The sequence below is a fragment of the uncultured Jannaschia sp. genome (genome assembly GCF_947494025.1).
Taxonomy (GTDB): domain Bacteria; phylum Pseudomonadota; class Alphaproteobacteria; order Rhodobacterales; family Rhodobacteraceae; genus Jannaschia.
Window position 1 is genome coordinate 682,003 of record NZ_CANLTQ010000001.1, and the last position, 25,829, is coordinate 707,831.

General features: G+C 69.4%; 28 protein-coding genes. 13 read left to right on the forward strand and 15 right to left on the reverse strand.

The features are described from left to right. Positions 1-7: 7 nt before the first annotated feature. From Q1B08_RS03410 to Q1B08_RS03420, 3 genes are read right to left on the reverse strand one after another with little or no spacing between them, the layout of a single operon-like run. On the reverse strand, positions 8-1,159 hold the full coding sequence (locus Q1B08_RS03410) for a CCA tRNA nucleotidyltransferase (RefSeq protein WP_299814681.1): 1,152 nt from the start codon (positions 1,157-1,159) through the stop codon (positions 8-10). Further along, on the reverse strand, positions 1,135-1,737 hold the full coding sequence (locus Q1B08_RS03415) for a CoA pyrophosphatase (protein WP_299814684.1): 603 nt from the start codon (positions 1,735-1,737) through the stop codon (positions 1,135-1,137). Before Q1B08_RS03415 ends, Q1B08_RS03410 begins: the two co-directional genes overlap by 25 nt. Further along, positions 1,727-2,725, reverse strand: coding sequence for an Hsp33 family molecular chaperone HslO (locus Q1B08_RS03420; protein ID WP_299814687.1), 999 nt, complete (start codon positions 2,723-2,725; stop codon positions 1,727-1,729). Before Q1B08_RS03420 ends, Q1B08_RS03415 begins: the two co-directional genes overlap by 11 nt. Before the next feature lie 94 nt (positions 2,726-2,819). On the opposite strand from Q1B08_RS03420, the gene Q1B08_RS03425 reads away from it, so the two are divergent. Further along, on the forward strand, positions 2,820-3,302 hold the full coding sequence (locus Q1B08_RS03425) for an NUDIX domain-containing protein (protein ID WP_299814690.1): 483 nt from the start codon (positions 2,820-2,822) through the stop codon (positions 3,300-3,302). Here the strand turns inward: Q1B08_RS03425 and Q1B08_RS03430 are convergent. Further along, positions 3,266-4,537, reverse strand: coding sequence for a fused response regulator/phosphatase (locus Q1B08_RS03430; RefSeq protein WP_299814693.1), 1,272 nt, complete (start codon positions 4,535-4,537; stop codon positions 3,266-3,268). The genes Q1B08_RS03425 and Q1B08_RS03430 overlap by 37 nt on opposite strands. Before the next feature lie 131 nt (positions 4,538-4,668). Here Q1B08_RS03430 and Q1B08_RS03435 point away from each other — a divergent pair, with 131 nt between their 5' ends. Beyond that, complete coding sequence (locus tag Q1B08_RS03435; RefSeq protein WP_299814697.1) at positions 4,669-5,019, forward strand: Hpt domain-containing protein; 351 nt, start codon at positions 4,669-4,671, stop codon at positions 5,017-5,019. Here the strand turns inward: Q1B08_RS03435 and ilvA are convergent. Both ilvA and Q1B08_RS03445 read right to left on the reverse strand, forming a co-directional pair. Next, positions 4,982-6,214: a threonine ammonia-lyase IlvA gene (ilvA, locus tag Q1B08_RS03440; RefSeq protein WP_299814700.1), complete on the reverse strand. Its 1,233-nt coding sequence runs from the start codon at positions 6,212-6,214 to the stop codon at positions 4,982-4,984. The genes Q1B08_RS03435 and ilvA overlap by 38 nt on opposite strands. Continuing rightward, complete coding sequence (locus Q1B08_RS03445; RefSeq protein ID WP_299814703.1) at positions 6,207-7,001, reverse strand: hypothetical protein; 795 nt, start codon at positions 6,999-7,001, stop codon at positions 6,207-6,209. Before Q1B08_RS03445 ends, ilvA begins: the two co-directional genes overlap by 8 nt. A 107-nt stretch (positions 7,002-7,108) precedes the next feature. Between Q1B08_RS03445 and Q1B08_RS03450 the strand changes: the two genes are divergently transcribed. Beyond that, positions 7,109-8,341 carry an argininosuccinate synthase gene (locus Q1B08_RS03450; protein ID WP_299814924.1) on the forward strand — a complete coding sequence of 411 codons (1,233 nt, stop codon included), beginning with the start codon at positions 7,109-7,111 and terminating at the stop codon, positions 8,339-8,341. Between the two features lie 52 nt (positions 8,342-8,393). On the opposite strand, the gene Q1B08_RS03455 is transcribed toward Q1B08_RS03450, so the two are convergent. Then, the gene (locus tag Q1B08_RS03455) at positions 8,394-9,164 is read right to left on the reverse strand and encodes a VPLPA-CTERM sorting domain-containing protein (protein ID WP_299814706.1); all 771 of its coding nucleotides are present in this window, start codon (positions 9,162-9,164) and stop codon (positions 8,394-8,396) included. 199 nt (positions 9,165-9,363) lie between these two features. Here Q1B08_RS03455 and Q1B08_RS03460 point away from each other — a divergent pair, with 199 nt between their 5' ends. Both Q1B08_RS03460 and msrA read left to right on the forward strand, forming a co-directional pair. After that, the gene (locus Q1B08_RS03460; protein WP_299814709.1) at positions 9,364-10,407 is read left to right on the forward strand and encodes an AbrB family transcriptional regulator; all 1,044 of its coding nucleotides are present in this window, start codon (positions 9,364-9,366) and stop codon (positions 10,405-10,407) included. Between the two features lie 87 nt (positions 10,408-10,494). Next, a complete protein-coding gene (gene msrA / locus Q1B08_RS03465; RefSeq protein WP_299814712.1) occupies positions 10,495-11,118 on the forward strand; it encodes a peptide-methionine (S)-S-oxide reductase MsrA in 624 nt (207 codons plus the stop codon). 4 nt (positions 11,119-11,122) lie between these two features. Here msrA and Q1B08_RS03470 read toward each other — a convergent pair whose 3' ends face one another. Further along, positions 11,123-11,443: an HNH endonuclease gene (locus tag Q1B08_RS03470; RefSeq protein WP_299814715.1), complete on the reverse strand. Its 321-nt coding sequence runs from the start codon at positions 11,441-11,443 to the stop codon at positions 11,123-11,125. A 10-nt stretch (positions 11,444-11,453) separates the two neighbouring features. Between Q1B08_RS03470 and Q1B08_RS03475 the strand changes: the two genes are divergently transcribed. Beyond that, positions 11,454-12,596 (forward strand): TIGR03862 family flavoprotein, encoded by a 1,143-nt coding sequence (locus Q1B08_RS03475; protein WP_299814718.1) that lies wholly within the window; start codon positions 11,454-11,456, stop codon positions 12,594-12,596. 3 nt (positions 12,597-12,599) lie between these two features. Here Q1B08_RS03475 and Q1B08_RS03480 read toward each other — a convergent pair whose 3' ends face one another. From Q1B08_RS03480 to Q1B08_RS03495, 4 genes are read right to left on the reverse strand one after another with little or no spacing between them, the layout of a single operon-like run. Then, entirely contained in the window at positions 12,600-13,598 is a 999-nt protein-coding gene (locus tag Q1B08_RS03480; protein WP_299814721.1) for a DNA polymerase III subunit delta, read from the reverse strand. Beyond that, positions 13,595-14,092 (reverse strand): LPS assembly lipoprotein LptE, encoded by a 498-nt coding sequence (gene lptE, locus Q1B08_RS03485; protein WP_299814724.1) that lies wholly within the window; start codon positions 14,090-14,092, stop codon positions 13,595-13,597. Before lptE ends, Q1B08_RS03480 begins: the two co-directional genes overlap by 4 nt. After that, a complete protein-coding gene (gene leuS, locus Q1B08_RS03490; protein WP_299814727.1) occupies positions 14,079-16,628 on the reverse strand; it encodes a leucine--tRNA ligase in 2,550 nt (849 codons plus the stop codon). Before leuS ends, lptE begins: the two co-directional genes overlap by 14 nt. Before the next feature lie 50 nt (positions 16,629-16,678). Continuing rightward, positions 16,679-17,188, reverse strand: coding sequence for a DUF3576 domain-containing protein (locus Q1B08_RS03495; RefSeq protein WP_299814730.1), 510 nt, complete (start codon positions 17,186-17,188; stop codon positions 16,679-16,681). Between the two features lie 258 nt (positions 17,189-17,446). Between Q1B08_RS03495 and Q1B08_RS03500 the strand changes: the two genes are divergently transcribed. Together Q1B08_RS03500 and Q1B08_RS03505 are read left to right on the forward strand one after the other, a co-directional pair. Beyond that, positions 17,447-18,562, forward strand: a complete 1,116-nt coding sequence (locus Q1B08_RS03500; RefSeq protein WP_299814733.1) for a porin — start codon at positions 17,447-17,449, stop codon at positions 18,560-18,562. Between the two features lie 88 nt (positions 18,563-18,650). Then, positions 18,651-19,304 (forward strand): YggS family pyridoxal phosphate-dependent enzyme, encoded by a 654-nt coding sequence (locus Q1B08_RS03505; RefSeq protein WP_299814736.1) that lies wholly within the window; start codon positions 18,651-18,653, stop codon positions 19,302-19,304. Positions 19,305-19,308: 4 nt separating this feature from the next. Here the strand turns inward: Q1B08_RS03505 and Q1B08_RS03510 are convergent, their stop codons facing one another. Together Q1B08_RS03510 and ribA are read right to left on the reverse strand one after the other, a co-directional pair. After that, positions 19,309-19,788, reverse strand: a complete 480-nt coding sequence (locus Q1B08_RS03510; protein WP_299814927.1) for a L,D-transpeptidase family protein — start codon at positions 19,786-19,788, stop codon at positions 19,309-19,311. Between the two features lie 14 nt (positions 19,789-19,802). After that, positions 19,803-20,852 carry a GTP cyclohydrolase II gene (gene ribA, locus Q1B08_RS03515; protein WP_299814739.1) on the reverse strand — a complete coding sequence of 350 codons (1,050 nt, stop codon included), beginning with the start codon at positions 20,850-20,852 and terminating at the stop codon, positions 19,803-19,805. A gap of 167 nt (positions 20,853-21,019) precedes the next feature. Here ribA and Q1B08_RS03520 point away from each other — a divergent pair, with 167 nt between their 5' ends. The 5 genes from Q1B08_RS03520 (at position 21,020) to Q1B08_RS03540 (ending at position 24,565) form a co-directional block, all read left to right on the forward strand. Continuing rightward, on the forward strand, positions 21,020-21,706 hold the full coding sequence (locus Q1B08_RS03520) for a response regulator transcription factor (RefSeq protein ID WP_299814742.1): 687 nt from the start codon (positions 21,020-21,022) through the stop codon (positions 21,704-21,706). A 240-nt stretch (positions 21,707-21,946) separates the two neighbouring features. Further along, entirely contained in the window at positions 21,947-22,735 is a 789-nt protein-coding gene (locus tag Q1B08_RS03525; protein ID WP_299814745.1) for an exodeoxyribonuclease III, read from the forward strand. Positions 22,736-22,789: 54 nt separating this feature from the next. Beyond that, complete coding sequence (locus Q1B08_RS03530; protein ID WP_299814748.1) at positions 22,790-23,704, forward strand: tetratricopeptide repeat protein; 915 nt, start codon at positions 22,790-22,792, stop codon at positions 23,702-23,704. A gap of 37 nt (positions 23,705-23,741) precedes the next feature. Next, positions 23,742-24,386 carry an LON peptidase substrate-binding domain-containing protein gene (locus Q1B08_RS03535; protein WP_299814930.1) on the forward strand — a complete coding sequence of 215 codons (645 nt, stop codon included), beginning with the start codon at positions 23,742-23,744 and terminating at the stop codon, positions 24,384-24,386. Then, the gene (locus tag Q1B08_RS03540; RefSeq protein ID WP_299814751.1) at positions 24,383-24,565 is read left to right on the forward strand and encodes a Trm112 family protein; all 183 of its coding nucleotides are present in this window, start codon (positions 24,383-24,385) and stop codon (positions 24,563-24,565) included. The genes Q1B08_RS03535 and Q1B08_RS03540 overlap by 4 nt, the downstream gene beginning before the upstream one ends. On the opposite strand, the gene Q1B08_RS03545 is transcribed toward Q1B08_RS03540, so the two are convergent. Further along, positions 24,566-25,768 carry a UbiH/UbiF/VisC/COQ6 family ubiquinone biosynthesis hydroxylase gene (locus Q1B08_RS03545; protein ID WP_299814754.1) on the reverse strand — a complete coding sequence of 401 codons (1,203 nt, stop codon included), beginning with the start codon at positions 25,766-25,768 and terminating at the stop codon, positions 24,566-24,568. Between the last annotated feature and the right edge of the window lie 61 nt (positions 25,769-25,829).

A 25,829-nucleotide genomic window follows, 5' to 3' on the forward strand; every position in this document is an offset into this window, starting at 1 on the left:
TTTTGCGTCAGTCCACGGCGAGGGCCGCGACGCGCAGCTCCTCCTTCGACACCTGCCCCGCCCAAGCCCGCCAGAGCGTTCGCGCCCGCGCGAGACCCTGCCCGAGCGCCGGGCCGGACAGGTCGGGCATCAGATCGGCCGAGGCGAGGGGGAAGGTCGCGTCGGCGCCAGCCCGGGCGGCGGCGATCTCGTCCGCGTCGAGAGGTCGCGCCCGGAGCGCCGCGCGAATGGCGAGGACGTCGCGCGCACGCTCTGCCCCGAGTTCGTCGCCAAGCGCGAAGGCCGACGCATCGCCGCGCGCGGCCTCCGAGAGGGTGGCGACGGCGCGGCCTTCCGCCTTCGACAGGCGCAGGCGGGCGACGTCGCCGCCCAGCGCCGCGAGCCGGACGATCCAGTCCGAGGGGGCGTCCTCCAGATGCACCAGCACCGGCAGCGCCGCCGGCCCCGCCCCCGGAAGGACGCGCCAGAGGAGTCCCGCCTGCCCCATCGCCGCGACGGCCGGGGCAGGGTCGGGCGCGGCCAGAAGGCGGCGCATCTCGTGGCCGATCCGCTCCGCGCTGAGCCGGTCGAGCCCGTCACCCGCCGCCGCGCAGGCCGCGAGCCCCTCGGCGTCGATCCCGTGATCCGGGTCGCCGTACCAGGCCGTGAAGCGGAAGAAGCGAAGGATGCGAAGGTAATCCTCCGCGATGCGTGCGGCGGGGTCGCCGATGAAACGCAGGCGCCGGGCCCGCAGATCGGGCAGGCCGCCCAGCGGGTCGATCACCGTCCCGTCCGCTTCGGCGTAGAGCGCGTTCATCGTGAAGTCCCGCCGGGATGCGTCCTCGGCCACGTCGTCGGAAAAGGCGACGGTGGCATGGCGCCCGTCGGTCTCGACGTCGCGGCGGAAGGTCGTGACCTCGTGCGGGACGCCGTCGGCGACAACCGTGACCGTGCCGTGGTCGATGCCCGTGGGGACAGGCTTCAACCCGGCCGCGCGGGCCAGCTCCACGACCCGCTCGGGGCGGGCATCCGTGGCGATGTCGACATCGGCGACCGGCGCGCCGAGCGCGGCGTTGCGCACGCAACCGCCCACGGCCAGCGCCCGGTGGCCGCCCGCGCGCAGCATCGCGAAGACCCCCTGCGTGGATGTGGCCCTCAGCCAGTCGCCGTCGATTCGCATCGCATCCGCTCCGCCAGTCCCCGAAGCATCCGGGCCGTGGCGCCCCAGATGTAGTAGGGCCCGTAGGGCACGGCATAGTAACGCCGCCAGGTGCCGCGCCATTGCCGCCGTTCGATCGTGTAGTTCGCCGGCTCGAGGAGATGGGCGAGCGGCACGGTGAAGACCTCGTCCACCTCGCCCGGCTCCGGCAGCCAGCGGAAGGGCGCGACCGTCGCCACGACGGGCGTGACGGTGAACCCGGTCACGGTCTCGTGCGAGGGCAGCCGGCCCAGAACGCATGCCGCGTCGCCGGGCAGGCCGACCTCCTCCCCCGCCTCGCGCAGGGCCGCCGCCTCGGGCGTCTCCCCCGCCTCGAGCTTGCCGCCGGGAAAGGCGACCTGTCCGGGATGGTGGCGGAGCTTCGAGCTGCGCTTGGTCAGGAGCACCTGCAGCCCCGCGGGGCCGTCCATCAGCGGCACCAGAACCGCCGCGTCGCGCAGGATGCGGCGGCCGGGCAGCACGACCTCGGGGTTCAGGTCGAAGTCGGACGAGTCCCTGCCCGGCCGTGCCAGGGCGTCTCTGATGCGGTCAATCCGCATCCTTCGTCGCCTCGAAGCCCAGCGTCGCGGGGTCGAACTCGTAATGCGCGCCGCAGAACTGGCAATCCGCGGTCACCCGCCCGTCCTCGGTCGTCATGTGGGCGATGTCCTTCTGCGAGTAGATCGACAGCGACTGCCGCACCTTTTCCGCCGAGCAGGTGCAGCCGAAGCGCACCGGCTGCGGATCGAAGACGCGCGGCCCCTCCTCGTGGAAGAGTCGCAGGAGGAGGTCGGTCGGCGCCACGGTCGGGCCGATCAGCTCCAGCTCGCCGGTCGTGTCGAGCAGGATGTTGGCGCGGCTCCAGTTCTCCTCCGCATCGTCGTCGAGGATGTCGGACGCGGTGAGCAGCCCGCCCTCGCCCGACCCGCCGCCGGTGGCGAAGGGGGAGGCCTTCGGCATGTGCTGCAACATCACGCCGCCCGCGCGCCAGCCCTCGGCCCGGCCCGGCTCCTGCGAGCGGCCGTAGGCCAGCGCGAAGCGGGTGGGAATCTGCTCGGATTGGGCGAAGTAGGTCTCCGCGCAGGCGGCGAGGCTTCCGCCGGCGAGCGGCGTGATCCCCTGATATGGCGTCATCCCCTTCCCCTGGTCGATCAGGATGGCGAAATAACCCTGTCCCACGAGGTCGAAGGGCCGCGCGTCCAGGCCGAGTTCGTCGCGCCGGTCACGGTCGAAGCTGGCCCAGGCGCGGATGCGCGCGGGCTCTCCGTCCTCGGTCGGGCCGTAGTAATCCGTCGCCAGAAGCCGCGCCGGCCCGTCGCCGCGAACCTGTAGCGACAACTTCCAGCGGAGCTTGATCGTCTGCCCGATCAACGCGGTCAGCAGCGCCATCTCGGCCACCAGCGCCTCGATGGCCGGGGGGTAGTCGTGCTGCGACAGGATTTCGGCCAGAACGTTGTCGAGACGTGCCACCCGGCCGCGAATGTCGCTCGCGTCGAGCTGAAAGGGCAATACGGTGTCGTCCCAGAGGCGGGGAATGGTCTCGGTCATGACAGGTGTCCTTCGCGTCGCCCGGCTTCAAACTCCAGCGCGGGACTGGCATCAAGCCGCTCATATAGGTTTTGACATTGCCAGGATAAACCCCGTGATACCCCGCTACGGAAATCCCCCGCGCCGGGGCACGGCCTACCGGGCGCGGCCCGGCGCCTACGCCCTTCTGATCCGCGACGACCGCATCCTGCTCACCGTGCAGGAGACGTCCGCGGGCGAGGAGGTGCAGCTGCCGGGCGGCGGCATCGATCCGGGCGAGTCCGCCCGTCCGGCGCTGCTGCGGGAGATCCTGGAGGAGACGGGGCATACGGCGACGATCCTGCGGCGCTTGACCGTCTGGCGGGAGTTCACCTGGATGCCCGATTACGGACGGCACACGGAGAAGCTCTGTCACGTCTATCTCGGACGGCCCGGTCTCCGGCTCGGTCCGGCCCGCGAGGCGGGGCATCGTGCGCTGTGGCTTCCGCTGGCGGCGGCGCGCGAAAGGATCGCGCAGGAGGGCGGGCGCCGGGCGCTCGCGCGGTGGCTCGCCCGGCCCCGTCAGGCCGCAGCCTCGACCCTCGTCGGAAGGTCGTAGCGGAACAGCAGCATCGAGATGTCGTCCTCGAACTGATTGATCCCGGCATGGTCGTGCAGCGCCGCCTCGATCCCGTCCACCGCCGCCTCGGGGGCGCCGTCGATGCCGGCCAGAAGCGCCATCAGCCCCTCCTCCGCGAGCATGTCGCCACGGGTATCGGTGCAATCCGTCAGACCGTCGGAATAGGCCAGCAGAGCGTCGCCCGGCGCCAGCCGCGCCGTGACGCGGTCGAAGCTCACCTCCGGCAGAAGCCCCACGGGCGGCCCGCCCTCCCCCAGCCGATCCACGCGACCGTCCGCGCGGCGGATCAGCGGGTGGGGATGGCCGGCCTGACAGAACTCGACCTCGCCCGTTTCCGTATCGACATAAGCGAGGACGCCGGTGAAGTAGATGTCCGAGACCAGCTCGCGGAGCATGATCTCGTTGAGGCGCCGCATCACCACCTCCGGGCTGTGCGCGCCGGTGCCGTCGCTACGGAAAGCGATGTTGCCGCGGCGCGAGGCGTAGGTGAAGAGCCCCGCGAGCCGTCCCGTCAGCAGGGCCGACGCGATGCCGTGTCCCGAGACGTCGATCGAATAGAGCGCGATCCGCGTGTCCGAGATCGGGAAGTAGCCGACAAGGTCGCCGCCGATCTGACCCGAGGTCACCAGCCGCAGGGACAACTCCGACCCGCCCATCCGGTACGTGGGTGCCGGCAGGAACGCCCGTTGCAGCTTGCGCGCCTCGGCGAGGTCCCGGTTGACCGCCTCGTGCATGGTGCGCAGCTCGTCCAGCGTGGCGCGCACCTCCTGGTTCCGCTGCAGGAGCTTTTCCTGCATCTCGAGCAGGCGGCGCGCGGTATTGATCCGCGCGCGAAGCTCGGCGATGTCGATCGGCCGGGTCACGAAATCGTCCGCCCCGGCCTCGAGTCCGCTCGTCTTGAACGCCCGATCCGTTTCCGAGGTCATCAGGACGAAATAGGTATAGGTCTGCTGCGCCAGTTCGCGGAGCGTGCGGCAGAATTCCGGTCCGTCCATCTCCGGCATCTGCCAGTCCGACAGGATGAGCCGGATCGGCGGATCCTCCGTCATGCACAGGAAAAGCCCTTCGGCCGCGTTCGACGCGGTCAGAACCTCGATGTCCATTGCCTCCAGCAACGAAACGAGAAGGTGTCGCTGCGACGCGCTGTCGTCGACGACGAGCGCGCGCAGGCATTCGCCGGCCCTGGGCAGCAATCTATCGTCCTTCTCGGTCATCGGCATCGCGCTCCCGTGGTGCCGACGTCATGACCGGGCGGAAGTTAAAGTGCGGTGAAACGGCGCTTTTTTCGCAAAAGCGCGGTGGGCGTTAGGAAAGTGTTGATACCTGTCGACGACAGGTTCGGCTCATGATCGATCAGGCCCGCATCCTTGAACTTGAAAGCGAGATCGGGGCGGAGGATCTCGTGATGATCCTCGCCGCGTATTTCGAGGAAGCACGGGCGATGATCCGGCGGATCGAGCATGGTCTCCGGCCCGAGGAGATCGTCCGGGCGCTTCACTTCCTGCGCAGCGGCGCGCTCAATCTCGGGCTTGTCGGGCTTGCGGAGATCGCCGAGCGGATGCGGGAAATCGGCCCCGTCGCGGACGGGGCTGCCCTGACGGACATCCTGGAGGAAACACGGGTCGCGCTCGCGCCGCGGATGCCCGCGGCACGATCCCTCAGATCACCAGCTCGCCCAGAAGCGGGTCGTCCGTAAGATCCCGCCAGGCGAGTCCGAGACGGTCCATCCGCCCTTCCAACTCCGCGAACCCGCCCGCATCCGCGCTCTCGATCCCGATCAGGACACTGCCGAAATTGCGCGCGGACTTCTTGAGGTATTCGAACCGCGCGATGTCGTCGTCGGGTCCGAGGATGTCGAGGAACTCGCGCAGCGCGCCCGGCCGCTGCGCCATCCGCAGGACGTAGTATTTCTTCAGCCCGGCGAAGCGCAGCGCCCGTTCCTTGACGTCGGGCAGTCGTTCGAAGTCGAAGTTCCCGCCCGAGGTCACGCAGACGACGCGTCGGCCAGCGATCTCCGGCCCGAGGTCGCGCAGCGCGTCGATCGAGAGCGCGCCCGCCGGCTCGAGGACGATGCCCTCGGTGTTCAGCATCTCCTGGATGGTGATGCAGATCCGGTTCTCCGGCACGCGCAGGACGTGCTGCGGCGGGACCTGGCGCAGCGTCGCGAACGTCCGGTTGCCGATCCGCGCCACCGCGGCGCCGTCCACGAAACTGTCGAGCGTTTCGAGCGTCACCGGCTTGCCCGCCGCCAGCGCGGCCGACAGCGAGGCGCCGCCCGCCGGCTCCACGTAGCGGATCTCGGGAAGGACGCCCTTGGCCTGGAAATAGCCGAGCATGCCGGCCGACAGGCCGCCGCCGCCCACGGGCAGGACGACCAGATCGGGCGGCACGGGCATCTGCATCAGCATCTCCACCGCGACCGAGGCCTGCCCCTCGATCACGTCGGCGTCGTCGAACGGCGACAAAAACTGCGCCCCCGTCTTTGCGCAGTACTCCTGCGCCGCCTCCAGGGTCGCGTCGAAGAAATCGCCGGTCAGGCGGATCTCGACACGCGCGCCGCCGAAGATCCGCGTCTTGGCGATCTTCTGGCCCGGCGTCGTCACCGGCATGAAGATCACGCCATCCACGCCCAGATGCCGGCACATCCAGGCGACGCCCTGCGCGTGGTTGCCGGCGCTGGCGCAGGCGACGCGGGAGCCATCCATCTTGCGCATCGCATTGAACGCGCCGCGCAGCTTGTAGGAGCGGACAGGCGACAGGTCCTCGCGCTTGAGCCAGATATCGGCACCGAACCGGTCCGACAGCCAGTCGTTGCGCGCAAGCGGGGTCGGCGCGAAAACGCCCCGCATCGCCGCCGTCGCGGCTTCCGCCGCCTGCGCGAAATCAGTCAAGCGGACGCCTTTCGACGAAATGCCCGTAGAGGACGGACAGGATGCTGACGCCCAGCAGAAGGAGGATCCATCCCACGACGAGGTTGTAGACGACCGAGATCGTTCCAGGCCCCGCCACCGCGCCTTCCACCGCCGGCGCGTCACTCAACGAGGCATCGAGGAACGCCGGCACCTGCAGCAGCAGGGATGCCGCGAAGGTCAGGAAGGCCAGCAATACGACGGTGGCCGATTGCCCCTTGGTCGCGGCCCAAGCCTCGCCGACGGTGATCGGCTTGCCGATTGCCCCGGCCGGCAGGATCAGGCCGAAACGGTAGAAGAGGACGATCGCGACGATGAGGGCGAGCGGGAACGCGACCATGGGCAGGATCGCCCCGAGCGCCACCATGATCGCGACGATGACGGCCATGACGATCAGCCCGATCATGATGGAGCGGCCGAGATAACCCAGCATCCGCCTTCCGTGGATCGGCGGCACGGCGCCGCCGGTATCCTCGCTCAGCAGGACGCGGCGGTGCCAGGCCACCGCGATCCAGACGGAGACGGCGACCTGCACCAGCATCAGCAGGACGCTCGCGGCGACGAACCCCTCGGGCAGCGCCGGCGTGTCGGCCCCTTCGACCGTCATGGTCGGGTCCAGTTCGGCAAGGCTATGATCACCGAAGGCGGAGACGAACCAGAACGAGGCCGCCATCAGGATCAGGTAGGGCACCGCCGAGATCCGCAGCGCCGCTCCGACATCGTCCAGGATCACGCGGATCGCGCGCATGAAGATCTTCCAGCTCAGCATCTCGCCCCTCCGCAACTCCGGGCTCTCCTACGCGCCCGCGCGCCACCCGGTCAACGCGGGGCGGGCGCCTTGCGAGGCGGGGGGCGATGGCCTAGGCCGTCCGCGACATATCGGAGAGACAGATGGACGCGCCGAAGAAAGTTGTGCTCGCCTATTCCGGCGGGCTGGACACCTCGATCATCCTGAAATGGCTTCAGACCGAATACGCATGCGAGGTCGTGACCTTCACCGCCGATCTGGGTCAGGGCGAGGAGCTGGAGCCCGCGCGCGCGAAGGCCGAGATGATGGGCGCGACGTCCATCCATATCGAGGATCTGCGCGAGGAGTTCGTCCGCGACTTCGTGTTCCCGATGTTCCGTGCCAACGCGCTCTACGAGGGGCTCTACCTCCTCGGCACCTCGATCGCCCGGCCGCTGATCTCCAAGCGCCTCGTCGAGATCGCCGCGGCGGAGGGGGCGGACGCGGTGGCCCACGGCGCCACCGGCAAGGGCAACGATCAGGTCCGCTTCGAACTCGCCGCCTATGCGCTCAACCCCGACATCAAGGTGATCGCGCCCTGGCGCCTGTGGGACCTGTCGAGCCGCACGAAGCTTCTCGACTTCGCCGAGAAGAACCAGATCCCCATCGCCAAGGACAAACGCGGCGAGGCGCCGTTCAGCGTGGACGCGAACCTGCTCCACACCTCGTCCGAGGGCAAGGTGCTCGAGGATCCCGCCGAGGAGGCGCCGGACTACGTCCTGCAGCGGATCACCCGCCCGGAGGAGGCGCCCGATGCGCCCGAGCATGTCGAGATCACCTTCGAGCGCGGCGACGCGGTCGCCATCGACGGTGAGGCGATGTCGCCCGCCACGATCCTCGCACGGCTCAACGAACTGGGCGGCCGTCACGGCGTCGGCATCCTCGACCTCGTGGAGAACCGTTTCGTCGGCATGAAATCCCGCGGCATCTACGAGACGCCGGGGGGCACGATCCTTCTGGAGGCCCATCGCGGGATCGAGCAGATCACGCTCGACAGCGGGTCGGGCCATCTGAAAGACTCGCTGATGCCGCGCTACGCGGAGCTCATCTACAACGGGTTCTGGTTCTCGCCCGAGCGCGAGATGCTGCAGGCCGCGATCGACAAATCGCAGGAGCACGTGTCCGGCACGGTCCGCATCAAGCTCTACAAGGGATCGGCCCGCACCGTCGCGCGCTGGTCGGACCACTCGCTCTATTCGGAAGCGCATGTCACCTTCGAGGAGGATGCCGGCGCCTACGACCAGCGCGACGCGAAGGGTTTCATCCATCTCAACGCCCTGCGTCTGAAGCTCGTGGCGAACCGCAACAAGCGGACGGGATGAACGCGGACGGGGCGCCCGGAGGCGCCCCGCTCGTAACTTCGGATCGGATGGATCAGGCGCGCTTCTTCAGCTTGCGCGCCACGCCGAGCGAACCCAGCGCGGCCCCCATCAGGAAGATGCCGGCCGGAAGCGGCACGGGCGCCGGGGCGGGTCCGCCCGGCAGGGCATCCACCGTCGTCTCGACGAAGGCACCGGTCGCAATGGGCAGGAACGCGTTGAAGTTCGTCATCTCGTTCGACGGGTCGATGCTCCCGGCGATCGCGTTCCCGTCGGAATCAAGTTCGGGACCGAACGGAACGGTCATTCCATGCAGTACCGTCTCGCGATTGACGTAGTCGAAGATGTCGCCGTCGAGCTGGCTTCCCGCGTCGACCGCAAATGTCTGGTCGTAGGAAACGGTGCCGTCCGCATCGGCGGTCAGACCGGTAAAGGTTTGCAGGATGCCGCCGTAGAAGGGCGCCCCCTCGTTGAGCTCGGTGAAGCCGTCTCCGTCGCTGCCGTTCAGCATATCGTTCGGATTGAACACGGGCGGAACGGGCAGAACGCTATCCTGCACGGCGCCGGTCTCGACGTTGCCCTCGAAGCCGTGAACATGGCCCGCATGCTCGCCGGGCTCGAGCCCGCTGGCCCGGACCTGGACGAACAGCGACCGCATGCCGTCGTCTTCCGGTCCGTTATAGGTCAGATAGACGTTGCCGCTGACACCGCTCATGTTCAGCGGGGTCAGTTCGGCTGCATAGTAGCTCAGATGCGCCGCGGAAGCTGCCCCGGCAGTCGCCAGAAGGGCAGCGGCCGTGGCCGTCGCGAATTTTCCGTAAGTCATAGAATTCAGTCTCCCTGTCAAAAAGTCGTCCGCACGCCGACCTCGAACGGTAAGCGCCGTTTATAGTTACGAGAATGGTTAACATGGATCTAGCTCCAAAGTTCCGGTCAACAGGTCTCCGTCGCAAACGGGCGGCACGCATGGACACGCCCGGCGCCCCCTGACACATCCGAACAAACCGACGGAGTGATCCGACCCGATGGCGTCCACGCCTCCAACCCGAAACGCCCTGATCCGGATGGCCGTCACCTTCGCCGTCTGCATCATCGGGGTGGTCGTGTTTCGCGTCCTGTCGCTGCCCCTGCCGTTCCTTCTCGGCCCGCTCTTCGCCTCGCTCGTGGCCGCCCTCCTCGGCGTCCGGCTCGCGGCCTGGGCGCCGGTCACGGACACGATGCGCACGATCCTCGGCATCGCGGTCGGCGCATCCTTCACGCCCGCGCTGGTGGCGCAGCTTCCCTCCATGACGCTGTCGCTCACGCTCGCTCCGCTCTTTCTGCTGGCGGCGGGCGTGGCGGGCTATCCCTATCTGCGTCGCGTCTGCGGCTTCGATCCGCCGACCGCCTTCTACGCGGCGATGCCCGGCGGGTTGCAGGACATGCTCCTTTTCGGAGAGGAGGCCGGGGGCGACGCGCGGGCGCTGTCGCTGCTGCACGCGACGCGGGTCCTCCTGATCGTGTCGATCGTTCCGGCGATCCTGACGCTGGCCTTCGGAGTGGACCTGACGCAGATGCCCGGTCAGCCCCTGCGGGACTTCTCCCCGGCGGAGCTCGTCGTGATGGCCGTGGCCGGCTTGGCCGGTTGGCGCCTGGCCAAGCGGGTCGGCCTTTTCGGCGCATCGATCCTCGGGCCGATGATCCTGACCGCCGCGCTTTCGCTCATGGGCGTCATCGAGCAGCGTCCGCCGGCGGAGGCGATCCAGGCGGCGCAGTTCTTCATCGGCATGGTCGTGGGCGTGAAGTATTCCGGCATCACCCTGCGCGAAGTGCGGCGCTTCCTCGTCGCCGGGCTTGGTCACGGCGTCTTGCTCACGATCATCGCCGCCTTCTTCGCGGAGGCGGTCGTGCTGCTCGGCCTCGCGCCGCAGCTCGATGCCATCCTCGCCTTCTCGCCGGGCGGGCAGGCGGAGATGGCGCTCATGGCGATCGTCGCGGGGGCGGACGTGGCCTACGTGATCACGCACCACGTCACCCGCATCGTGATCGTCATCACCTGCGCGCCGCTGGTCTTCCGCCGGTTCCGCTAGGGCGCGCGGCGCTCACGCGGGCGCGATGAAACGTCATTGGCGCGCGCCGCGTTGACGGAACAGACTGCCCCGTCCGCAGGAGATCCCATGACCCCCGTCCGCATTCTCGCCACCGCCGCCCTCGCCCTTCTTCCCGCCACCGCGCCGCAGGCCGGCACCGCCACCGTCGCCGGCGGCTGCTTCTGGTGCGTGGAGGCGGATTTCGAATCCGTCGAAGGGGTGGGCGACGTGGTGTCCGGCTTCGCGGGCGGCACGACGCCCGATCCGGAATACGGCGCGTCGGGCGATCATATCGAAGCGGTGCAGATCCCCTTCGACGAGTCCGTCATCGGTTACCGCGAGATCCTCGACCTGTTCCTGCGCTCGGTCGATCCGCTCGACGATGGCGGGCAGTTCTGCGACCGCGGCCGCGAATACACGACCGCGATCTTCGTCGACGGCCCGGAGCAGCGGGCGGCGGCGGAGGCTGCGATCGCCGCGGCCGAGTCCGAGCTTGGGCAGGAGATCGTCACGCCGATCCTGGAGACGGGTGAGTTCTTCCCGGTGGGCGACTACCATCAGGACTACTACAAGTCCGACGACCGGCTGGCCTTCTCCTCCGTCGGCGTCGCCGTCCCGAAGAAGGTCGCCTACAAGCGCTACCGCGAAGGCTGCGGCCGGGACGCGCGGATCCGGCAGGTCTGGGGCGTCGACGCGCCGTTCGTGGACTGACCTCTCAGCGGCGCTTCCATCCGCGCCGCGTTCCCGGGGTCTTGGAATGGAAGTCGGCCGGGCGCTTGCGGACCCAGGCGACGAACTTCCCGAGCCGGGGATGCGCGCGGAGCTTTTCCGGCGTGTTCCCGAGCCGCGCCAGCTCCGCCTCCGATGCGCTCGCATGGATCTCGTTGTGACAGACCTGATGGACGAGCACGGTCGGCCCGCCCTTGCCCCCGCGGAGCTTCGGGACAAGGTGATGCAGGCTCTGCGGCGTGCCCGGCAGGACCGGCCGTTCGCAAAGCGCGCAGACGGGCTGGTCCGGTTCGCGTTCCTCTGACATGCCCCCCAAGATGGATCGCGGACCTGCCATAGCAATCGTCGGCGCCGGTCCCGCCGGCCTGATGGCGGCGGAAGCGGCCGCCGCGCGCGGCTGCGCCGTCGACGTCTACGACCACATGCCGTCCCCGGCGCGAAAGCTCCTGATGGCGGGAAAGTCCGGGCTGAACGTCACCAACACCGCTTCGGGTTTCGCGTCGAAGCTCCCCGATGCGCTCGCCCCCATGATCGCGGCGTTCGGCCCGGCGGAGGTGATCGCCTGGATGGAGGGGCTGGGGCAGCCGGTCTTCACCGGCTCCACGGGGCGGGTCTTTCCCGAGGCGATGAAGGCGTCGCCGCTGCTCCGGGCCTGGCTCGCGCGGCTCGACGGGCTGGGCGTGCGGCTGCACCGGCGGATGCGCTGGACCGGCTGGTCGAATGGGGCGCTTCGCTTCGCGGACGGGACCGCGATCCGGCCCGAGGCCACGATCCTCGCGACGGGCGGCGCGTCCTGGCGGCGGCTCGGCTCGGACGGCCGCTGGGCCGCGCACCTGCCCGGGGCGACGGCGCCCTTCGCGCCGGCGAATGTCGGCTTTCGCGTCGAATGGTCGCCGCATATGGGCCGCCATTTCGGTGCGGCGGTGAAGAACGCGGGCCTCCTTGTCGGTGGCGCGACGCATCGGGGCGAGATCACGGTCTCGCGCCACGGGCTGGAGGGTGGCGGGCTCTATCCGCTGAGCCCGGCCCTGCGCGACGGCGCGCCGCTCGCGCTCGACCTGAAGCCCGACATGACGCTCGCGCAGGTCCGCGACCGGCTGGCCCGCGGCGGCCGCGACAGCCTGCCGAACCGGCTTCGCAAGGCGCTGCGTCTCGCGCCGGTGCAGGTCGCGCTCCTGCAGGAGTTCGGCCGCCCGCTTCCCGGCGATCTCGCGCCCCTCGTCAAGCACCTGCCCGTGCCGCTCGCCGGGCCGCGTCCGCTGGACGAGGCGATCTCGACCGCGGGCGGCCTGCGCTTCGACGCGGTGGACGACCGGCTCATGCTCCGCGACCGCCCCGGCACCTTCGCGGCGGGGGAGATGCTCGATTGGGAAGCGCCGACGGGCGGCTGGCTGCTGACGGCCTGCCTCGCCACCGGGGTCTGGGCGGGCCGGGCAGCGGCGGATTGGGTCGGCCGGTAGCCGTCAGCGTTTCGCCATCATCGCGAGCCGGATGAAGGCGCGTTCCGTCACCGCCATCTGCGGCGCGCGAGAGGCGGAGCGCAGCGTGAGGTCCGTCTCCATCAGCAGGTCGAGCGCGCGTTCGAGGCGGTCCGCCCCCCAGCCGCGGACCTGCCGCTCCATCGCGTCGCGGCGGGGGCCGTAGACGGGCGGCCGCAGGTTGCCGACACCGCCGCCCGTCGCGGCGGCATGGAGCTGCTGGAAATGCCGGGTCGCGAAGATCGCGAGCGTAACGGGCGCAACCCCCTGCCCCGCGAGCCGCTGCATCAGCGGACCGATCGCCTGCACGTGCCCTTCGGCGGCGGCGGCGATCACGTCGTCGATGCCCGTCTCCTGCGTGGCCGGCGCCATCAGCGCGACGTCCGGGGCCTCGGCCGTCTCGCCCCCGGAATAGAGCGCGAGCTTGCGCAGCGTCTGCCGGAAGTCGCCGGGGTCGAGCTCGGTCGCGAGGATGCCCACCGCGCGCCGTGCTTCCGAAGTGAGCTTCAAGCCCTCGGCGGCGATGACGGCGTCGACCTCCTCCCGGCCGGGCGGGTCGTCGTAGAGGCCGATGGCGGCGGCGCGGCCGTGCCCCTCGAACGCCGCGCGCAGCTTGGAGGACTTCCGCAGCGCACCTGCCGTCACGACGAGGGCCGCGTCGCCCGTCGACCATCCCGCCAGCGCGGCGATGACGGGGGGGGCCTGGACCTCGGTCACGCCGTCGACGAACACGACGCGCGGACCGGGAAAGAAACCGGAGGCCTTCATCGCGTCGATCACGGCGGCGGGGTCGGCCTTGGCCTCGGCCCCGCCCATCCGGGTGATCCGCATCTCCGCCTCCGCTTCCGGACCGGCAAGGTTGGCGATGAGCTCCTGCCGCTTGAGCGCGATCTGCATCGCGTCGGCGCCGTAGATGAGCGCCCCCGCCGTTCCGGGATCGGGCGCCGCGAAAAACTTCGCCGCCGCCGCGCCGCGCAGGTTCATCGCGCCAGCGTCGCGGCGTCCGCCAGAAGCCGGGTGATCACCCGGTCCGCGAGGATCGTCGCCAGCCGCCGCTGCGCGTCGCGCTCCGATTCGAGGGCCGAGATGGTGGAGCCGGTGGCCGCGTAGGAGACGAACGCCGTTTCCTGCCCTTGAAGCAGGATCGTCTGCGCCTCCAGCGAGGTGAGGGTCCAGTTTATCGTGCCGGACACGGAGAAGCGGGTGATGTTGTTCGACCCGTCGATCGCCAGTCCCTCCTCATCGGTCGCGATCACGTAGTCGAGACCGTAGCGCGTCTCCGAGGGCCGGCCCAGCCGCTCCTCGAGCTCGCGGACGAAGGCGAAGGAAAGGTCGGTGTCGGGCTCGGTCGCGCGCACGGCGTTGCGCAGGACGCGCGCCTCGCCCCCCGGTCCGTAGACCGGGGCGAAACCGCAAGCGGCGAGGAGGAAGAACCCCGCGAGCGCGAGGCGCCGTGCGGGATGCCTAGACGACCACATTCACGATCCGCCCCGGCACGACGATCAGCTTCTTCGGCGCGGCCCCGGCGAGGGCACGCCGCACCGCCTCGTTCTCGAGGACCAGACGCTCGATCACGGCGTTGTCCATGTCCTTCGCCACGGCGATCTCGGACCGGCGCTTGCCGTTGATCTGGATCGGCAGCGTCACCGTGTCGTCCTCCAGCAGGGCGGGATCCGCCTCGGGCCAGGGCGCCTCCAGCACGAAGCCCTGCCCACCCATCATCGACCAGACCTCCTCGGCCAGATGCGGGGTCATCGGCGCCATGAGCTGCGCCAGCGTCCGCATCGCGTCGCGCCGCGCCTGCCCGCCCGCATCGGAACGGTTGATGGCGTTCGTGAACTCGTAGAGCTTGGCGACCGCCTTGTTGAAGCCGAACCCCTCGATCCCCTCGGTCACGTCCCGGATCGCGCCGGCGGCGACACGGGCCAGCGTGGCGTCGTTCTCGTTCGCCACCCGGTCCGCGCGGGCGATGTCCTCCGCGATGCGGTGGACGCGGGCGAGGTGCTTGTGCGCGGCCTCGGCCCCGGCGGCGGTCCATTCGACGTCGCGCTCGGGCGGGCTGTCCGACAGGACGAACCAGCGCGCGGTGTCGGCGCCGTACTGCGCGATGATCGCCTGCGGATCGACGACGTTGTTCTTGGACTTCGACATCTTGGCCGAGGGGATCACCTCGACGGGGTGGCCGCCCGCCTTCAGGAACGCCCCGCCGTCGCGTAGCTCCACTTCCTCGGGGTAGTGGAACCGGTCGCGACCGTCCGCGCCCTTCGTGCGATAGATCGCGTGCGTGACCATCCCTTGCGTGAAGAGCGCGTCGAAAGGCTCCCGCGCGGTGTCGGGCAGGTGGCCGGTGCGGTTCATCGCGCGGGCGAAGAAGCGCGAATAGAGCAGATGCAGGATCGCGTGCTCCACCCCGCCGATATACTGATCCACGTTCATCCAGTACGCCGCGTCCTCGGCGACGGTCGGCGTCTCTGCACGGGGTGCGGTGAAGCGGGCGTAGTACCAGGACGAGTCGACGAAGGTGTCCATCGTATCCGTCTCCCGCCGGGCGGGCTTGCCACAGGCGGGGCACGCCACATCGCCCCATGTCGGGTGGCGGTCGAGGGGGTTGCCCGGCACGTCGAAGCTCACGTCGTCGGGCAGGCGGACGGGCAGGTTCTCCTTCCGCTCGGGCACCACGCCGCAGCTCTCGCAATGCACGACGGGGATCGGGCAGCCCCAGTAGCGCTGCCGGCTCAGCCCCCAGTCGCGGAGGCGGTACTGCACCCGGCTGGTGCCGAACCCCTCGCGTTCGGCCCAGTCGATCGTCGCCTCGATCCCCTCGGCCCCGGTCGCGCGCGCCACGTCGGCGGGGTTGTCGATGTAGTCGACGATCTCGGATTTCGGCGGGACGTAGGCCTCGGCGCCGATCCCGAAGCCCTCGGCGTCCACCGGCCGGAACGCCGCCGTGACCGGCAGGTCGTACTTGCGGGCGAAGTCGAGATCGCGCTGGTCGTGGGCGGGGCAGCCGAAGATCGCGCCGGTGCCGTAATCCATCAGAACGAAGTTCGCGACCCAGACGGGAAGCGTCCCGCCGAGCGGGTTGTCGACCTCGATGCCGGTCTCGTAGCCGCGCTTCGGCGCCGTCTCCAGCGCCTCCTCGGTGGTGCCGCCCTTGCGGACGTCGGCACAGAACTCGGCCAGAGCGGGATCGTCGGCGGCGAGCGCCTTGGCCAGCGGATGCTCCGGCGCGATCGCCACGAAGGACGCGCCGCGCAGCGTGTCGGGACGCGTCGTGTAGACCTCGACCTCGTCGAAGCCCCAGACCGGCGGGTCGAGCGGGAACTCCATCGAAAGGCCGCGCGACCGCCCGATCCAGTTCTCCTGCATCAGGCGCACCTTGTCGGGCCACTTCCCGAGCCCGTCCAGGCTCTCGAGCAGATCCTCGGCCATGCCGGAGATGGCGAAGAACCATTGCACGAGCTCGCGCCGCTCCACCTCCGCGCCCGAGCGCCAGCCGCGCCCGTCGATCACCTGCTCGTTGGCGAGCACGGTCATGTCGACCGGATCCCAGTTCACCGTGGCCGACTTGCGATAGACCAGCCCCGCCTCCAGCATGTCGAGGAACAGCGCCTGCTGCTGGCCGTAATATTCGGGGTCGCAGGTGGCGAATTCGCGGCTCCAGTCGATCGACAGGCCGAGCGGCTTCATCTGGCCACGCATCGTGTCGATGTTGGCGTAGGTCCAGTCCTTCGGATGTCCTCCACTCGCCATCGCGGCGTTCTCCGCCGGCATGCCGAACGCGTCCCAGCCCATCGGGTGCAGCACGTTGAAGCCCCGCGCCATCCGGTAGCGCGCCACGACGTCGCCCATCGTGTAGTTGCGGACATGCCCGATATGGATGCGTCCCGACGGATAGGGGAACATCTCGAGGACGTAGTATTTCGGGCGGTCGTCGCGCGTCGCCTCGAAGACGCGGGCCTCCGTCCAGGCGTCCTGCCATCTCGCCTCGATCGACGCGGTGTCGTAGCTCATGTCGGAATGCCCCGTCGGGCCGCGCGCCCCGGGGCACGCGGGCTTGGATGTCAGAGTTCGCTGTCGCGGATGCGCAGCTGGCGGGCACGGGTCAGGATCGCGTCCTCGATCGCGCGCTGCGTCTCGCGGTCGACCGCGCCGCTCCGCGTGCGGAGCGCGACGGTCAGGCTGCGCGCGTCGAGCGCCGGGTCCTGCACGAGAACGGTCGCCTGGTAGGCGCGCGTCCCGCCGGGCGGCGTGCCGTAGCCGAACTGGATGACGCCCGAAAAGGGATCGGCGCCCTCCACCGGCAGGAACGACAGCACGTCGAGCGACGCCGCCCAGAGATAGCGGTTCACCTCGAGCGTCACGTTCGGATCCTCGGTATCGAACAGGTCGAAGACCGAGGATTGCCGCGAATTGGCCCGCGCGGCGCGCTGGATCGTGGCCGGGTTCTGCTGGGCGGCGATCCGGTCCTCGCGGGTCTGGCCGAACACCGTCCGGTCGCCGCATCCCGACACCGCCACCAGGAGCGCGAGCCCTGCGGCGATCCCGGCGCGGCGCCTCATCGATCCCAGCATGTCCATATCCGTTCCGGCCGTCGTTCCCGTCGCGGCCTGCCTAGCCCATCGGACGGGTCTCGAACAAGCCGTCGCAACGATCGGCCTGCGCGGTGGCGAAAGGGCGTCTTCGGTCACTGTGGCACGAAAGCACCAAGGGTCCGGCGTTTGCCGGGGCCGTAGTTCGGTTTTGTTGCGAGGTGGGGGCCGATTGGGGGAAACGAGAACCACGCCCAACGCGATTCCCGTGGTGGGGACGACTGAAAAAACGAGGGACACATGAAAAAGATTCTCTTCGCCTCGACCGCGCTGGTCGCCTTCGCCGGCACCGCCTCGGCCGAAATCCTCCTCTCCGGTAACGCCGAGCTGGGCCTCCGTTCCAGCGAGCGCCTGAACTTCAGCCAGGGTCAGGACGAAGGCTACAAGGGCAACGACAAGGTCGGCTTCTTCACCGATATCGACGTCACCTTCACGATGACGGGTGAGACCGATGGCGGTCTGCTCTTCGGTGCCGATATCGACCTCGACGAGAGCGGCAACGGCGAGCCCTTCGAGCGGCCGAACGAGCAGGGCGGCGAGAGCATCTTCATCTCGGGCGCCTTCGGTACCCTGACCGGTGGTGACACCGACGGCGCGCTCGACTTCGCCCTGACGGAAGTCGCGTTCAACTCCGGCTCGCTCAACGACGACGAGACGATCCATGCCGGCTACAATGACAACGATGGCCTCGACGGCCTCTACGACGGTCAGGTCATCCGTTACGACTACTCCTTCGGCGATTTCGCCGTCGCGCTCTCGGCCGAGCTCGACGACAACGATGTGGAAGGCAATGATGAGGTCTACGGCCTCGGCGTGACCTACCAGCTCGACCTGGGCGGCACCAACATCGGCATGGGCCTCGGCTACCAGACCGCGGAAGTCGCTGATACCGACGTGGATACCTGGGGTGCGTCGCTCAACGGCGAATTGTTCGGCTTTGCCGTCGGCGTCTCGTACATGAACTACAACAACCATGTGCCTGGGCATGCCATCGCCGACAGCGACTTCGGTAGCTTCGCAAGCGAGGCCCTTGGTACGGACGGCACTCTGGACGAGGACAACGAGGTCGAGCAAAGCAACCGCTTCTTCCTCGGTGACGGGGATACTGAGCACTTCGGCATCGGCGTCGGCTACACCGGGGGCGCCTATTCCGTGAGCCTGAACTACGGTCAGTACGACACCCCGATCGGCGACATCGACGGTATTGGCCTGACGGCTGGTTACGATCTGGGCGGCGGCGCGTCGGTGCAGTTCGGCTACGGTCACTCGGACTACAGCGACGTCGAAATCGCCGGGCTCGACGATGGTCCGGACGAGCTCGACACCGTCTCCTTTGGTGTCCGCCTGGACTTCTGATCCGACCCGGATCGAGCCTATCGAACGGGCGGGCCTTGTGCCCGCCCGTTTCGTTTTGCATCGACAGGCCGATACGAGAGTTCCGCCTATGCCCCTGTCCGACATAAACGACCGGATCGCCGCCGCCTGCGAACGGGCAGGACGGGACCGGTCCGACGTCACCCTGATCGCCGTGTCCAAGGTGCAGCCGCCCGAGCGGGTCGAGGCCGTGCTGGCCGCCGGTCACCGCATCTTCGGTGAGAACCGGGTGCAGGAAGCGCAGGGCAAGTGGCCGGCCTGGCAGGAGGCCCATCCGGACGTCGCGCTCCACCTCCTCGGCCCGCTCCAGAGCAACAAGGTCCGCCCGGCGATGGAGCTTTTCGACGCGATCCATTCCCTCGACCGCGCGAAGCTCGCCCGTCGCATCGCCGACATGGCGCAGGAACTCGGCCGCTGCCCGGACCTCTTCGTGCAGGTCAATACCGGCGAGGAGGATCAGAAGGCCGGTCTGCCCCCCGCCGAGGTCGACGGCTTCGTCGCCGAGGTGCGCGGGATGGACCTGCCGCTCGCCGGGTTGATGTGCATTCCGCCGGTGGACGAGGCGCCGTCACTGCATTTCGCGCTGCTCCGCAAGCTCGCGGAGCGCAACGGCCTGCCGGGCCTCAGCATGGGCATGTCCGCCGATTTCGAGGAGGCGGTCGCTTTCGGCGCCACGCATGTCCGCGTCGGCTCCGCCATCTTCGGAGAGCGCGTTCCGACCTGAGCCGTCAGCGCACGACGAGCCGCGTTCCCACCCGAACCCGCACGGCAAGCCAGCGCAGATCCGCGGGCGCCAGCGCCACGCAGCCTTCGGTCGGCCGGACCGGACCCCGCCAGCGATGCAGAAAGATCGCGCTGCCGCGATAGGGCTCGGCATCCGGCCAGTTCCAGTCCGTCGTCAGGACGAGGTCGTAAAGCCGGTCCGCACGGCGCAGTCGCTCCGCCGAGGCGTCGAACGGCGCGCGCACGAGCCGGTTGTAGGCGGGATGCTCCGGCGCGTCGCACCACAGGTCGCGCGGACCGATCGGGCGCGCCCAGGGTGCCGGCGGCGGCATCCGGTCGGGGCGGTAGAACATCCCGGTGATCCGGTGGACGCCGTGCGGGGTCGCCCCGTCCCGTTCCCGCTTTTCGGACCGGATGCCCCCCGCCCCGACGGTGCAGGGAAGGGTCCGCCTCCGGAACCGCAGCCCCGTGGGAGTCAGCACCATGTCCCCGGGGGACGTCACTCCAGATGTCCCGACTTCACCCGCTTCACGTCGAGATAGGCCGCGTTCTGCGGCGTCAGCCCGACATGGAGCGGCACCCGCTCGGCCACCTCGATCCCCTGCGCCGTCATCATCGCGATCTTGCGGGGATTGTTCGTCATCAATCGCACGGCCCCGATCCCCAGCCGGTCGAGGATCGCCGCGCCGAGGCGGAAATCGCGCTCGTCGTCCTCGAAGCCCAGCCGATGGTTCGCCTCGACCGTGTCGAAACCCTGATCCTGCAGGTCGTAGGCCCGCATCTTGTTGGCGAGCCCGATCCCCCGCCCCTCCTGGTTGAGATAGAGCAGCACGCCGCCCCCGGCCGCCGCCATCGCGTCCATCGCGGCGTGAAGCTGCGGTCCGCAATCGCATTTGAGCGATCCCAGCACGTCGCCGGTGAAGCAGGCCGAATGCAGGCGCACGAGAACCGGCGCGGCGCGGTCGACGCGGCCGATCTCCACGGCGTAATGCTCCTCGCCGGTGCCGGGCTCGCGATGGACATGCACCCGCCCCTTCGCATGGGCCGCCATCGGCAGGCGGGCGGAGGCCACGGGGGCCACGGGCCGGACCGGATCGCCCGGCACGGTCGCCGGCGACAGGCGCGTGACGCCCGCGGGCGCCTCCGCCTCCACCCCGATCACGGCGGGCAGGAGCCACGCGGCCTTGGCGAGCGCCACGCCCGCCCGCCACGGTGCGGCGTCGCCCTCGCGCAGCGTCCGCAGCGGCCCCTTCATCGGCGCGCGCAGATCGTCCGCCGGGTCGGCCACCGCCCGAAGCCACGCGGCATCCACGTCGTCCGGGACGGCGATGCGCGCGACGTCGCCGTCATAGGCCCGCGCCTTCAGCGTCTCCGCCCGCCGCCCGGAGACGGCAAGGACGAGCGGCCCCGCCGCCCGCATCGCGGCCAGCCGTTCGGGTGGCACCGTCTCGACCGCCGCCATCACCGCATGGCCCATCGCCACGGGCAGGCCCAGACGAAACTCCGCGCGGGCGCGGGCAAGCAGTTCGGCGGGCGTGGCGGGCAGCATCGGGGGCGGGATCCTGTAACAAATCGCGGCCGGACGGGACGCGCAGCCCCCACATATGAAACAAATCCCGCCTTGGCGACACGTCGCCGTGACCGGCGCGCAGCCGACTTCAAAAGCACCTCACGGATGCACACGTTCTTCTCACGAACGGATGAGGAGGTGCAGGAATGGCGAATCCGAAGAAGATACTTCTGGTGGACGACGACGACGACCTTCGCGACGCGCTGGCCGAGCAGTTGATGCTGACCGAGGATTTCGACGTCTTCGAGGCGGAGTCGGGCGCCGCGGGCATGAGCCGCGTCAGGGAGCAGCATTACGACCTGATCGTGCTCGATGTGGGACTGCCCGACACGGACGGTCGCGAGCTCTGCCGCCTGATGCGCAAGCAGGGGGTGAAGTGCCCGATCGTCATGCTGACCGGCCACGACACGGATTCCGACACGATCCTCGGGCTCGACGCGGGCGCGAACGACTACATCTCCAAGCCGTTCAAGTTCCCCGTCCTTCTGGCCCGCATCCGCAGCCAGCTCCGCACGCACGAGCAATCCGAGGACGCGGTGTTCCAGCTCGGGCCGTACACGTTCAGGCCGTCGATGAAGATGCTGGTGACGGAGGACGACCGGAAGGTGCGCCTGACCGAGAAGGAGACGAACATCCTCAAGTTCCTCTACCGCTCGAACGACGGCACCGTGCCGCGCGACGTGCTCCTGCACGAGGTCTGGGGCTACAATGCCGGGGTTACGACCCATACGCTCGAGACGCACATCTACCGCCTGCGCCAGAAGATCGAGCCGGACCCGTCGAACGCGCGCCTGCTCGTGACCGAAAGCGGCGGCTACCGGCTGATGGCGTGATCGCGGGGACACAATAATGTTGAAAACGCGGGCTTACGCAAATTTTCCTTACCCTACGTCGGCGATCACCCTAACATAAGGAATACCGCCGCATCGACGGGACTTTCGATGCACCTCCCTGTTGGACTCGCCCGGGCTTCGGCTCGGGCTTTTCTTTGGCCGGAGTGGCGCATCCGGGGTTCCGGCCGGACCTTGGGCCGTGCAAGACGCGCCCGTCCGAGACTCGCCGACGGAGACGTCATGCCCTTCACCCTCGCCACCTGGAACATCAACTCCGTCCGCCTGCGCGCGGAGCTCGTGGCGGCGTTCCTGCGCGAGGAAGGGCCGGACGTCCTTTGCCTGCAGGAATGCAAGTCGCCGGTGGAGAAGATCCCGCGCGAGACCTTCGAGGCCCTGGGCTACACCCACATGGTCGCGCGCGGGCAGAAGGGCTACAACGGCGTGGCGATCCTGTCGAAGCGCCCTATCGCGGAGGTTTCGGCGCTCGACCATGCCGGGCTCGGTCATGCGCGCCACATCGCGGGCCAACTCGAGAACGGCGTCGTGATCCACAACTTCTACGTCCCCGCGGGTGGCGACACGCCCGACCGGGAGGTGAACGAGAAGTTCGGACAGAAGCTCGACTACCTGACCGACATGCGCGATGCCTTCCATGCGGAGCGTCCCGCGAAGTCGATCCTTGTCGGCGACCTCAACATCGCCCCGCGCGAGGACGACGTGTGGTCGCACAAGCAGCTTCTGCGCGTCGTGAGCCATACCCCGATCGAGGTCGAGCATCTCGCCCAGGCGCAGGATGCTGGGGCCTGGGTGGACGTGACGCGGCAGGACATCCCCGACGGCAACCTTTATTCCTGGTGGTCCTATCGCTCCCCCGACTGGGACGCGGCGGACAAGGGGCGCAGGCTCGACCATGTCTGGGCCACGCCCGATATCGCGGGCGCCGCGCATGGGAGCCGCATCCTGCGCAACGTCCGCGGATGGGAAAAGCCGTCGGACCACGCACCGGTGCTGGCGACCTTCGACCTCTGACCTTGGAAAACGCGCGCGAGGCGCGCATATGAGCGCCAGGAAAAGGAGTTTACCATGCTCGAACTCGGCCAACCCACGCCCGACGCCGCCGACGGCGACCTGATCCGCGACGTCACCGAAGCCACCTTCATGGCGGAGGTCGTCGAGGCCTCGATGAAGACACCCGTGATCGTCGATTTCTGGGCGCCGTGGTGCGGTCCCTGCAAGACGCTCGGCCCGCAGCTCGAGGCCGCCGTGAAGGCCGCCAAAGGCAAGGTGCGGATGGCGAAGGTGGACGTGGACCGCGCCCAGCAGATCGCCGCGCAGCTCCGCATCCAGTCGATTCCGACCGTCTACGCCTTCTGGCAGGGTCAGCCCATCGATGGCTTCCAGGGCGCGGTCAGCCAGGGCGAGGTGCAGGAGTTCGTCAAGCGCGTCGCCGCGCACAACGCCGACGAGGCCGACGGCCTTGCCGAGGCGCTGACCGCCGCGGAAGAGATGCTGGACGAGGGGGCCGCCGTCGACGCGGCGCAGACCTTCGCCGCGATCCTGGGCGAAGAGTCGGAGAACGCGGTCGCCTATGCCGGCCTGCTGCGCGCGCATGTCGCCATGGGCGAGATCGACCAGGCCGAGGCGCTGCTCGCTGGCGCGCCCCCCGCCATAGCCGCCGCGCCGGAGCTCGAGGCGGCCCGGGCGCAGATCGCGCTCGCGCGGCAATCGGCCGATGCGGGGCCGGTCGCCGACCTGCGCGCGGCGGTGGAGGCGCGCCCCGACGACCATCAGGCCCGCTTCGACCTCGCCACGGCGCTGCAGGCTTCGGGCGACACGGAAGGCGCGGTGGAGGAGTTGCTGGAGCTGTTCCGTCGCGACCGGGAATGGAACGACGGCGCGGCGCGCACGCAGCTCTTCACGATTTTCGACGCGACCGGGCCCAAGGATCCGGTGGCGGCGAAGGGCCGGCGCCGGCTCTCGTCGATGATCTTCGCCTGAAGGCTTGTCGCCGCGTTTCGTGCCCTACATTCCCATGATGTATCGCCACGCCGACCTTCCGAAGACCATTCCGGTCTTTCCCCTGCCCGGCGCGCTCCTGCTGCCCCGGGCCAGATTGCCGCTGCACATCTTCGAGCCGCGCTACCTCCAGATGATCGACGACGTGCTCAAGACGAGCCATCGCCTGATCGGGATGATCCAGCCGCGCGCGCAGAAATCCGGCGACGGGCGGCAGCTTCAGACCATCGGCTGCGCCGGGCGCCTGACGCAGCTGAGCGAGACCGAGGACCGACGCTACATGATCACGCTTTCGGGCATGTCGCGCTACCGGGTGACGCGGGAGATCATGGGCTTCCAGCCCTACCTCCAGGCCGACGTGAACTGGGACGGGTTCGAGCGCGACCTCGGCAAGGCGGAGGTCGACACCGAGTTCAACCGCGCCGCCTTTCTTGCGCTCTTGCATCGCTACTTCGAAAGTCAGGATCTGTCGACGGATTGGGAGAACCTCAAGGATGCCGACGAGGAGCTTCTGATCGACAGCCTCTCGATGCTCTGCCCGTTCGAGCCGGAGGACAAGCAGGCGTTGCTCGAGGCGCCCTCCCTCGCCACTCGTCGGGAAACGGTGGTGACGCTGATGGAGTTCGCCCTGCGCGGCGGCTCCGGCGAGGACGCGCTGCAATGACCGACACGCCCGCCCACGACCGCCGGATGCTGGAGGCTCTGGTCTGCCCGCAGACGCACGGCCCTCTGTCCTACGACGCGGAGCGGCAGGAGCTTGTCTCGAAATCCGCCGGGCTGGCCTATCCGATCCGGGGCGGCATCCCGATCATGCTCGTCGACGAGGCGCGCCCGCTCGAGTGATCAGCGCCGCATCAGGCGGGGCAGGTCGCCGGTCAGGCCCGCCGCCTCCCAGATGAAGCGCCGCCGCAACGACGGCATCGCCGAGATCGCGCCCATCCCCAGATCGCGTCCCAGCCGCAGCAGCGGGTTGTCGTTGGAGAAGAGCCGGTTCACCGCGTCGGTCGCGAACCCCATCGTCGTCGTGTCGAACCGCCGCCAGCGCGTGTAGCGCGCGAGCACGTCCGACGTGCCGATATCCTCGCCCCGCATCCGCGCGCCGCCGAGTACATCGGCCAGCGCGGCCACGTCCTTCACCCCGAGGTTGAGACCCTGCCCCGCGATCGGGTGGATGCCGTGCGCCGCGTCGCCGACCAGTGCCACGCGCGAGGCCGCGAAATCCTGCGCGAGGCTCAGGGAAAGCGGATAGGTGTGCCGCGCGCCCAGAAGCTCGATCTCGCCCAGGAAGCTGCCGAAGCGCGGTCGCAGGACGTCGAGATATTCCGCATCCGGCATGGCGTTCAGTTCGGCGGCGATGCTGTCGGCCTCGGTCCAGACGATGCTGGCGCGCCGGCCCTTCAGGGGAAGGATGGCGAGCGGGCCCGCGGGCATGAAGAACTGATGCGCGACGCCCTCGTGCGGCCGTTCGAAGCCGATGGCACAGACGAGCGCGGTCTGCCCGTATTCGCGGCCCGCCCGCCCGATCCCGGCGCGCCGTGCCACGCCGCTCGTCCGCCCGTCGCAGCCGAGGAGGAGGCGCGCGGCAAGCATCCCGTCCGCATTGACCCGCACGGCGGCGCCCTCGACGGATTGCGCTGTGACCTCCGTCCCGAAGCGCGTCTCGATCCGGGCGTTCGCGTCGCAGGCGGCGAGGAGCGCGGGACGCAGGTGCCGGTCCTCGACCATCTGCCCCATGAAGGGCTCGCCGATCTCCGACGCCTCGAAGGCGAGGTGCAGGGGCGACGCCCCCTCGCCCGCGCGACCGTCGCTCGCGCGGATGCCGGTGATCGGCTGCGCCTCCTCCGCCAGATCGTCCCAAAGGCCGAGCGCGCGCAGCACGCGGACCGAGCCCAGCGCCAGCGCGTAGGCCCGCCCGTCGAACGCCTCGTCGAACGTCGCCCGGGGCCGCGCGTCCAGAAGGATGGAATCGATCCCCGCATCGGCCAGCGCGAGCGCGGTCAGCGGCCCGGTCAGCCCGCCGCCGACGATGATGACGTCCGTATCCATGCGCCTCCATATGCGTGCCGCATCGCCATTGTCCAACCGCGTCCGCGCCCCTAGCGTGGCG

Coding starts and splice junctions, on each gene's coding strand:
- Q1B08_RS03535 (WP_299814930.1), top strand. CDS start 23,742: ATGTATCGCCACGCCGACCTTCCGAAGACCATTCCGGTCTTTCCCCTG.
- msrA (WP_299814712.1), top strand. CDS start 10,495: ATGACCCCCGTCCGCATTCTCGCCACCGCCGCCCTCGCCCTTCTTCCC.
- Q1B08_RS03480 (WP_299814721.1), bottom strand. CDS start 13,598: ATGAACCTGCGCGGCGCGGCGGCGGCGAAGTTTTTCGCGGCGCCCGAT.
- Q1B08_RS03525 (WP_299814745.1), top strand. CDS start 21,947: ATGCCCTTCACCCTCGCCACCTGGAACATCAACTCCGTCCGCCTGCGC.
- Q1B08_RS03445 (WP_299814703.1), bottom strand. CDS start 7,001: ATGCTGAGCTGGAAGATCTTCATGCGCGCGATCCGCGTGATCCTGGAC.
- Q1B08_RS03540 (WP_299814751.1), top strand. CDS start 24,383: ATGACCGACACGCCCGCCCACGACCGCCGGATGCTGGAGGCTCTGGTC.
- Q1B08_RS03410 (WP_299814681.1), bottom strand. CDS start 1,159: ATGCGAATCGACGGCGACTGGCTGAGGGCCACATCCACGCAGGGGGTC.
- Q1B08_RS03495 (WP_299814730.1), bottom strand. CDS start 17,188: ATGCTGGGATCGATGAGGCGCCGCGCCGGGATCGCCGCAGGGCTCGCG.
- Q1B08_RS03420 (WP_299814687.1), bottom strand. CDS start 2,725: ATGACCGAGACCATTCCCCGCCTCTGGGACGACACCGTATTGCCCTTT.
- leuS (WP_299814727.1), bottom strand. CDS start 16,628: ATGAGCTACGACACCGCGTCGATCGAGGCGAGATGGCAGGACGCCTGG.
- Q1B08_RS03530 (WP_299814748.1), top strand. CDS start 22,790: ATGCTCGAACTCGGCCAACCCACGCCCGACGCCGCCGACGGCGACCTG.
- Q1B08_RS03545 (WP_299814754.1), bottom strand. CDS start 25,768: ATGGATACGGACGTCATCATCGTCGGCGGCGGGCTGACCGGGCCGCTG.
- Q1B08_RS03470 (WP_299814715.1), bottom strand. CDS start 11,443: ATGTCAGAGGAACGCGAACCGGACCAGCCCGTCTGCGCGCTTTGCGAA.
- Q1B08_RS03435 (WP_299814697.1), top strand. CDS start 4,669: ATGATCGATCAGGCCCGCATCCTTGAACTTGAAAGCGAGATCGGGGCG.
- lptE (WP_299814724.1), bottom strand. CDS start 14,092: ATGTGGTCGTCTAGGCATCCCGCACGGCGCCTCGCGCTCGCGGGGTTC.
- Q1B08_RS03455 (WP_299814706.1), bottom strand. CDS start 9,164: ATGACTTACGGAAAATTCGCGACGGCCACGGCCGCTGCCCTTCTGGCG.
- Q1B08_RS03475 (WP_299814718.1), top strand. CDS start 11,454: ATGGATCGCGGACCTGCCATAGCAATCGTCGGCGCCGGTCCCGCCGGC.
- Q1B08_RS03505 (WP_299814736.1), top strand. CDS start 18,651: ATGCCCCTGTCCGACATAAACGACCGGATCGCCGCCGCCTGCGAACGG.
- Q1B08_RS03430 (WP_299814693.1), bottom strand. CDS start 4,537: ATGACCGAGAAGGACGATAGATTGCTGCCCAGGGCCGGCGAATGCCTG.
- Q1B08_RS03520 (WP_299814742.1), top strand. CDS start 21,020: ATGGCGAATCCGAAGAAGATACTTCTGGTGGACGACGACGACGACCTT.
- Q1B08_RS03500 (WP_299814733.1), top strand. CDS start 17,447: ATGAAAAAGATTCTCTTCGCCTCGACCGCGCTGGTCGCCTTCGCCGGC.
- Q1B08_RS03510 (WP_299814927.1), bottom strand. CDS start 19,788: ATGGTGCTGACTCCCACGGGGCTGCGGTTCCGGAGGCGGACCCTTCCC.
- ribA (WP_299814739.1), bottom strand. CDS start 20,852: ATGCTGCCCGCCACGCCCGCCGAACTGCTTGCCCGCGCCCGCGCGGAG.
- Q1B08_RS03415 (WP_299814684.1), bottom strand. CDS start 1,737: ATGCGGATTGACCGCATCAGAGACGCCCTGGCACGGCCGGGCAGGGAC.
- Q1B08_RS03460 (WP_299814709.1), top strand. CDS start 9,364: ATGGCGTCCACGCCTCCAACCCGAAACGCCCTGATCCGGATGGCCGTC.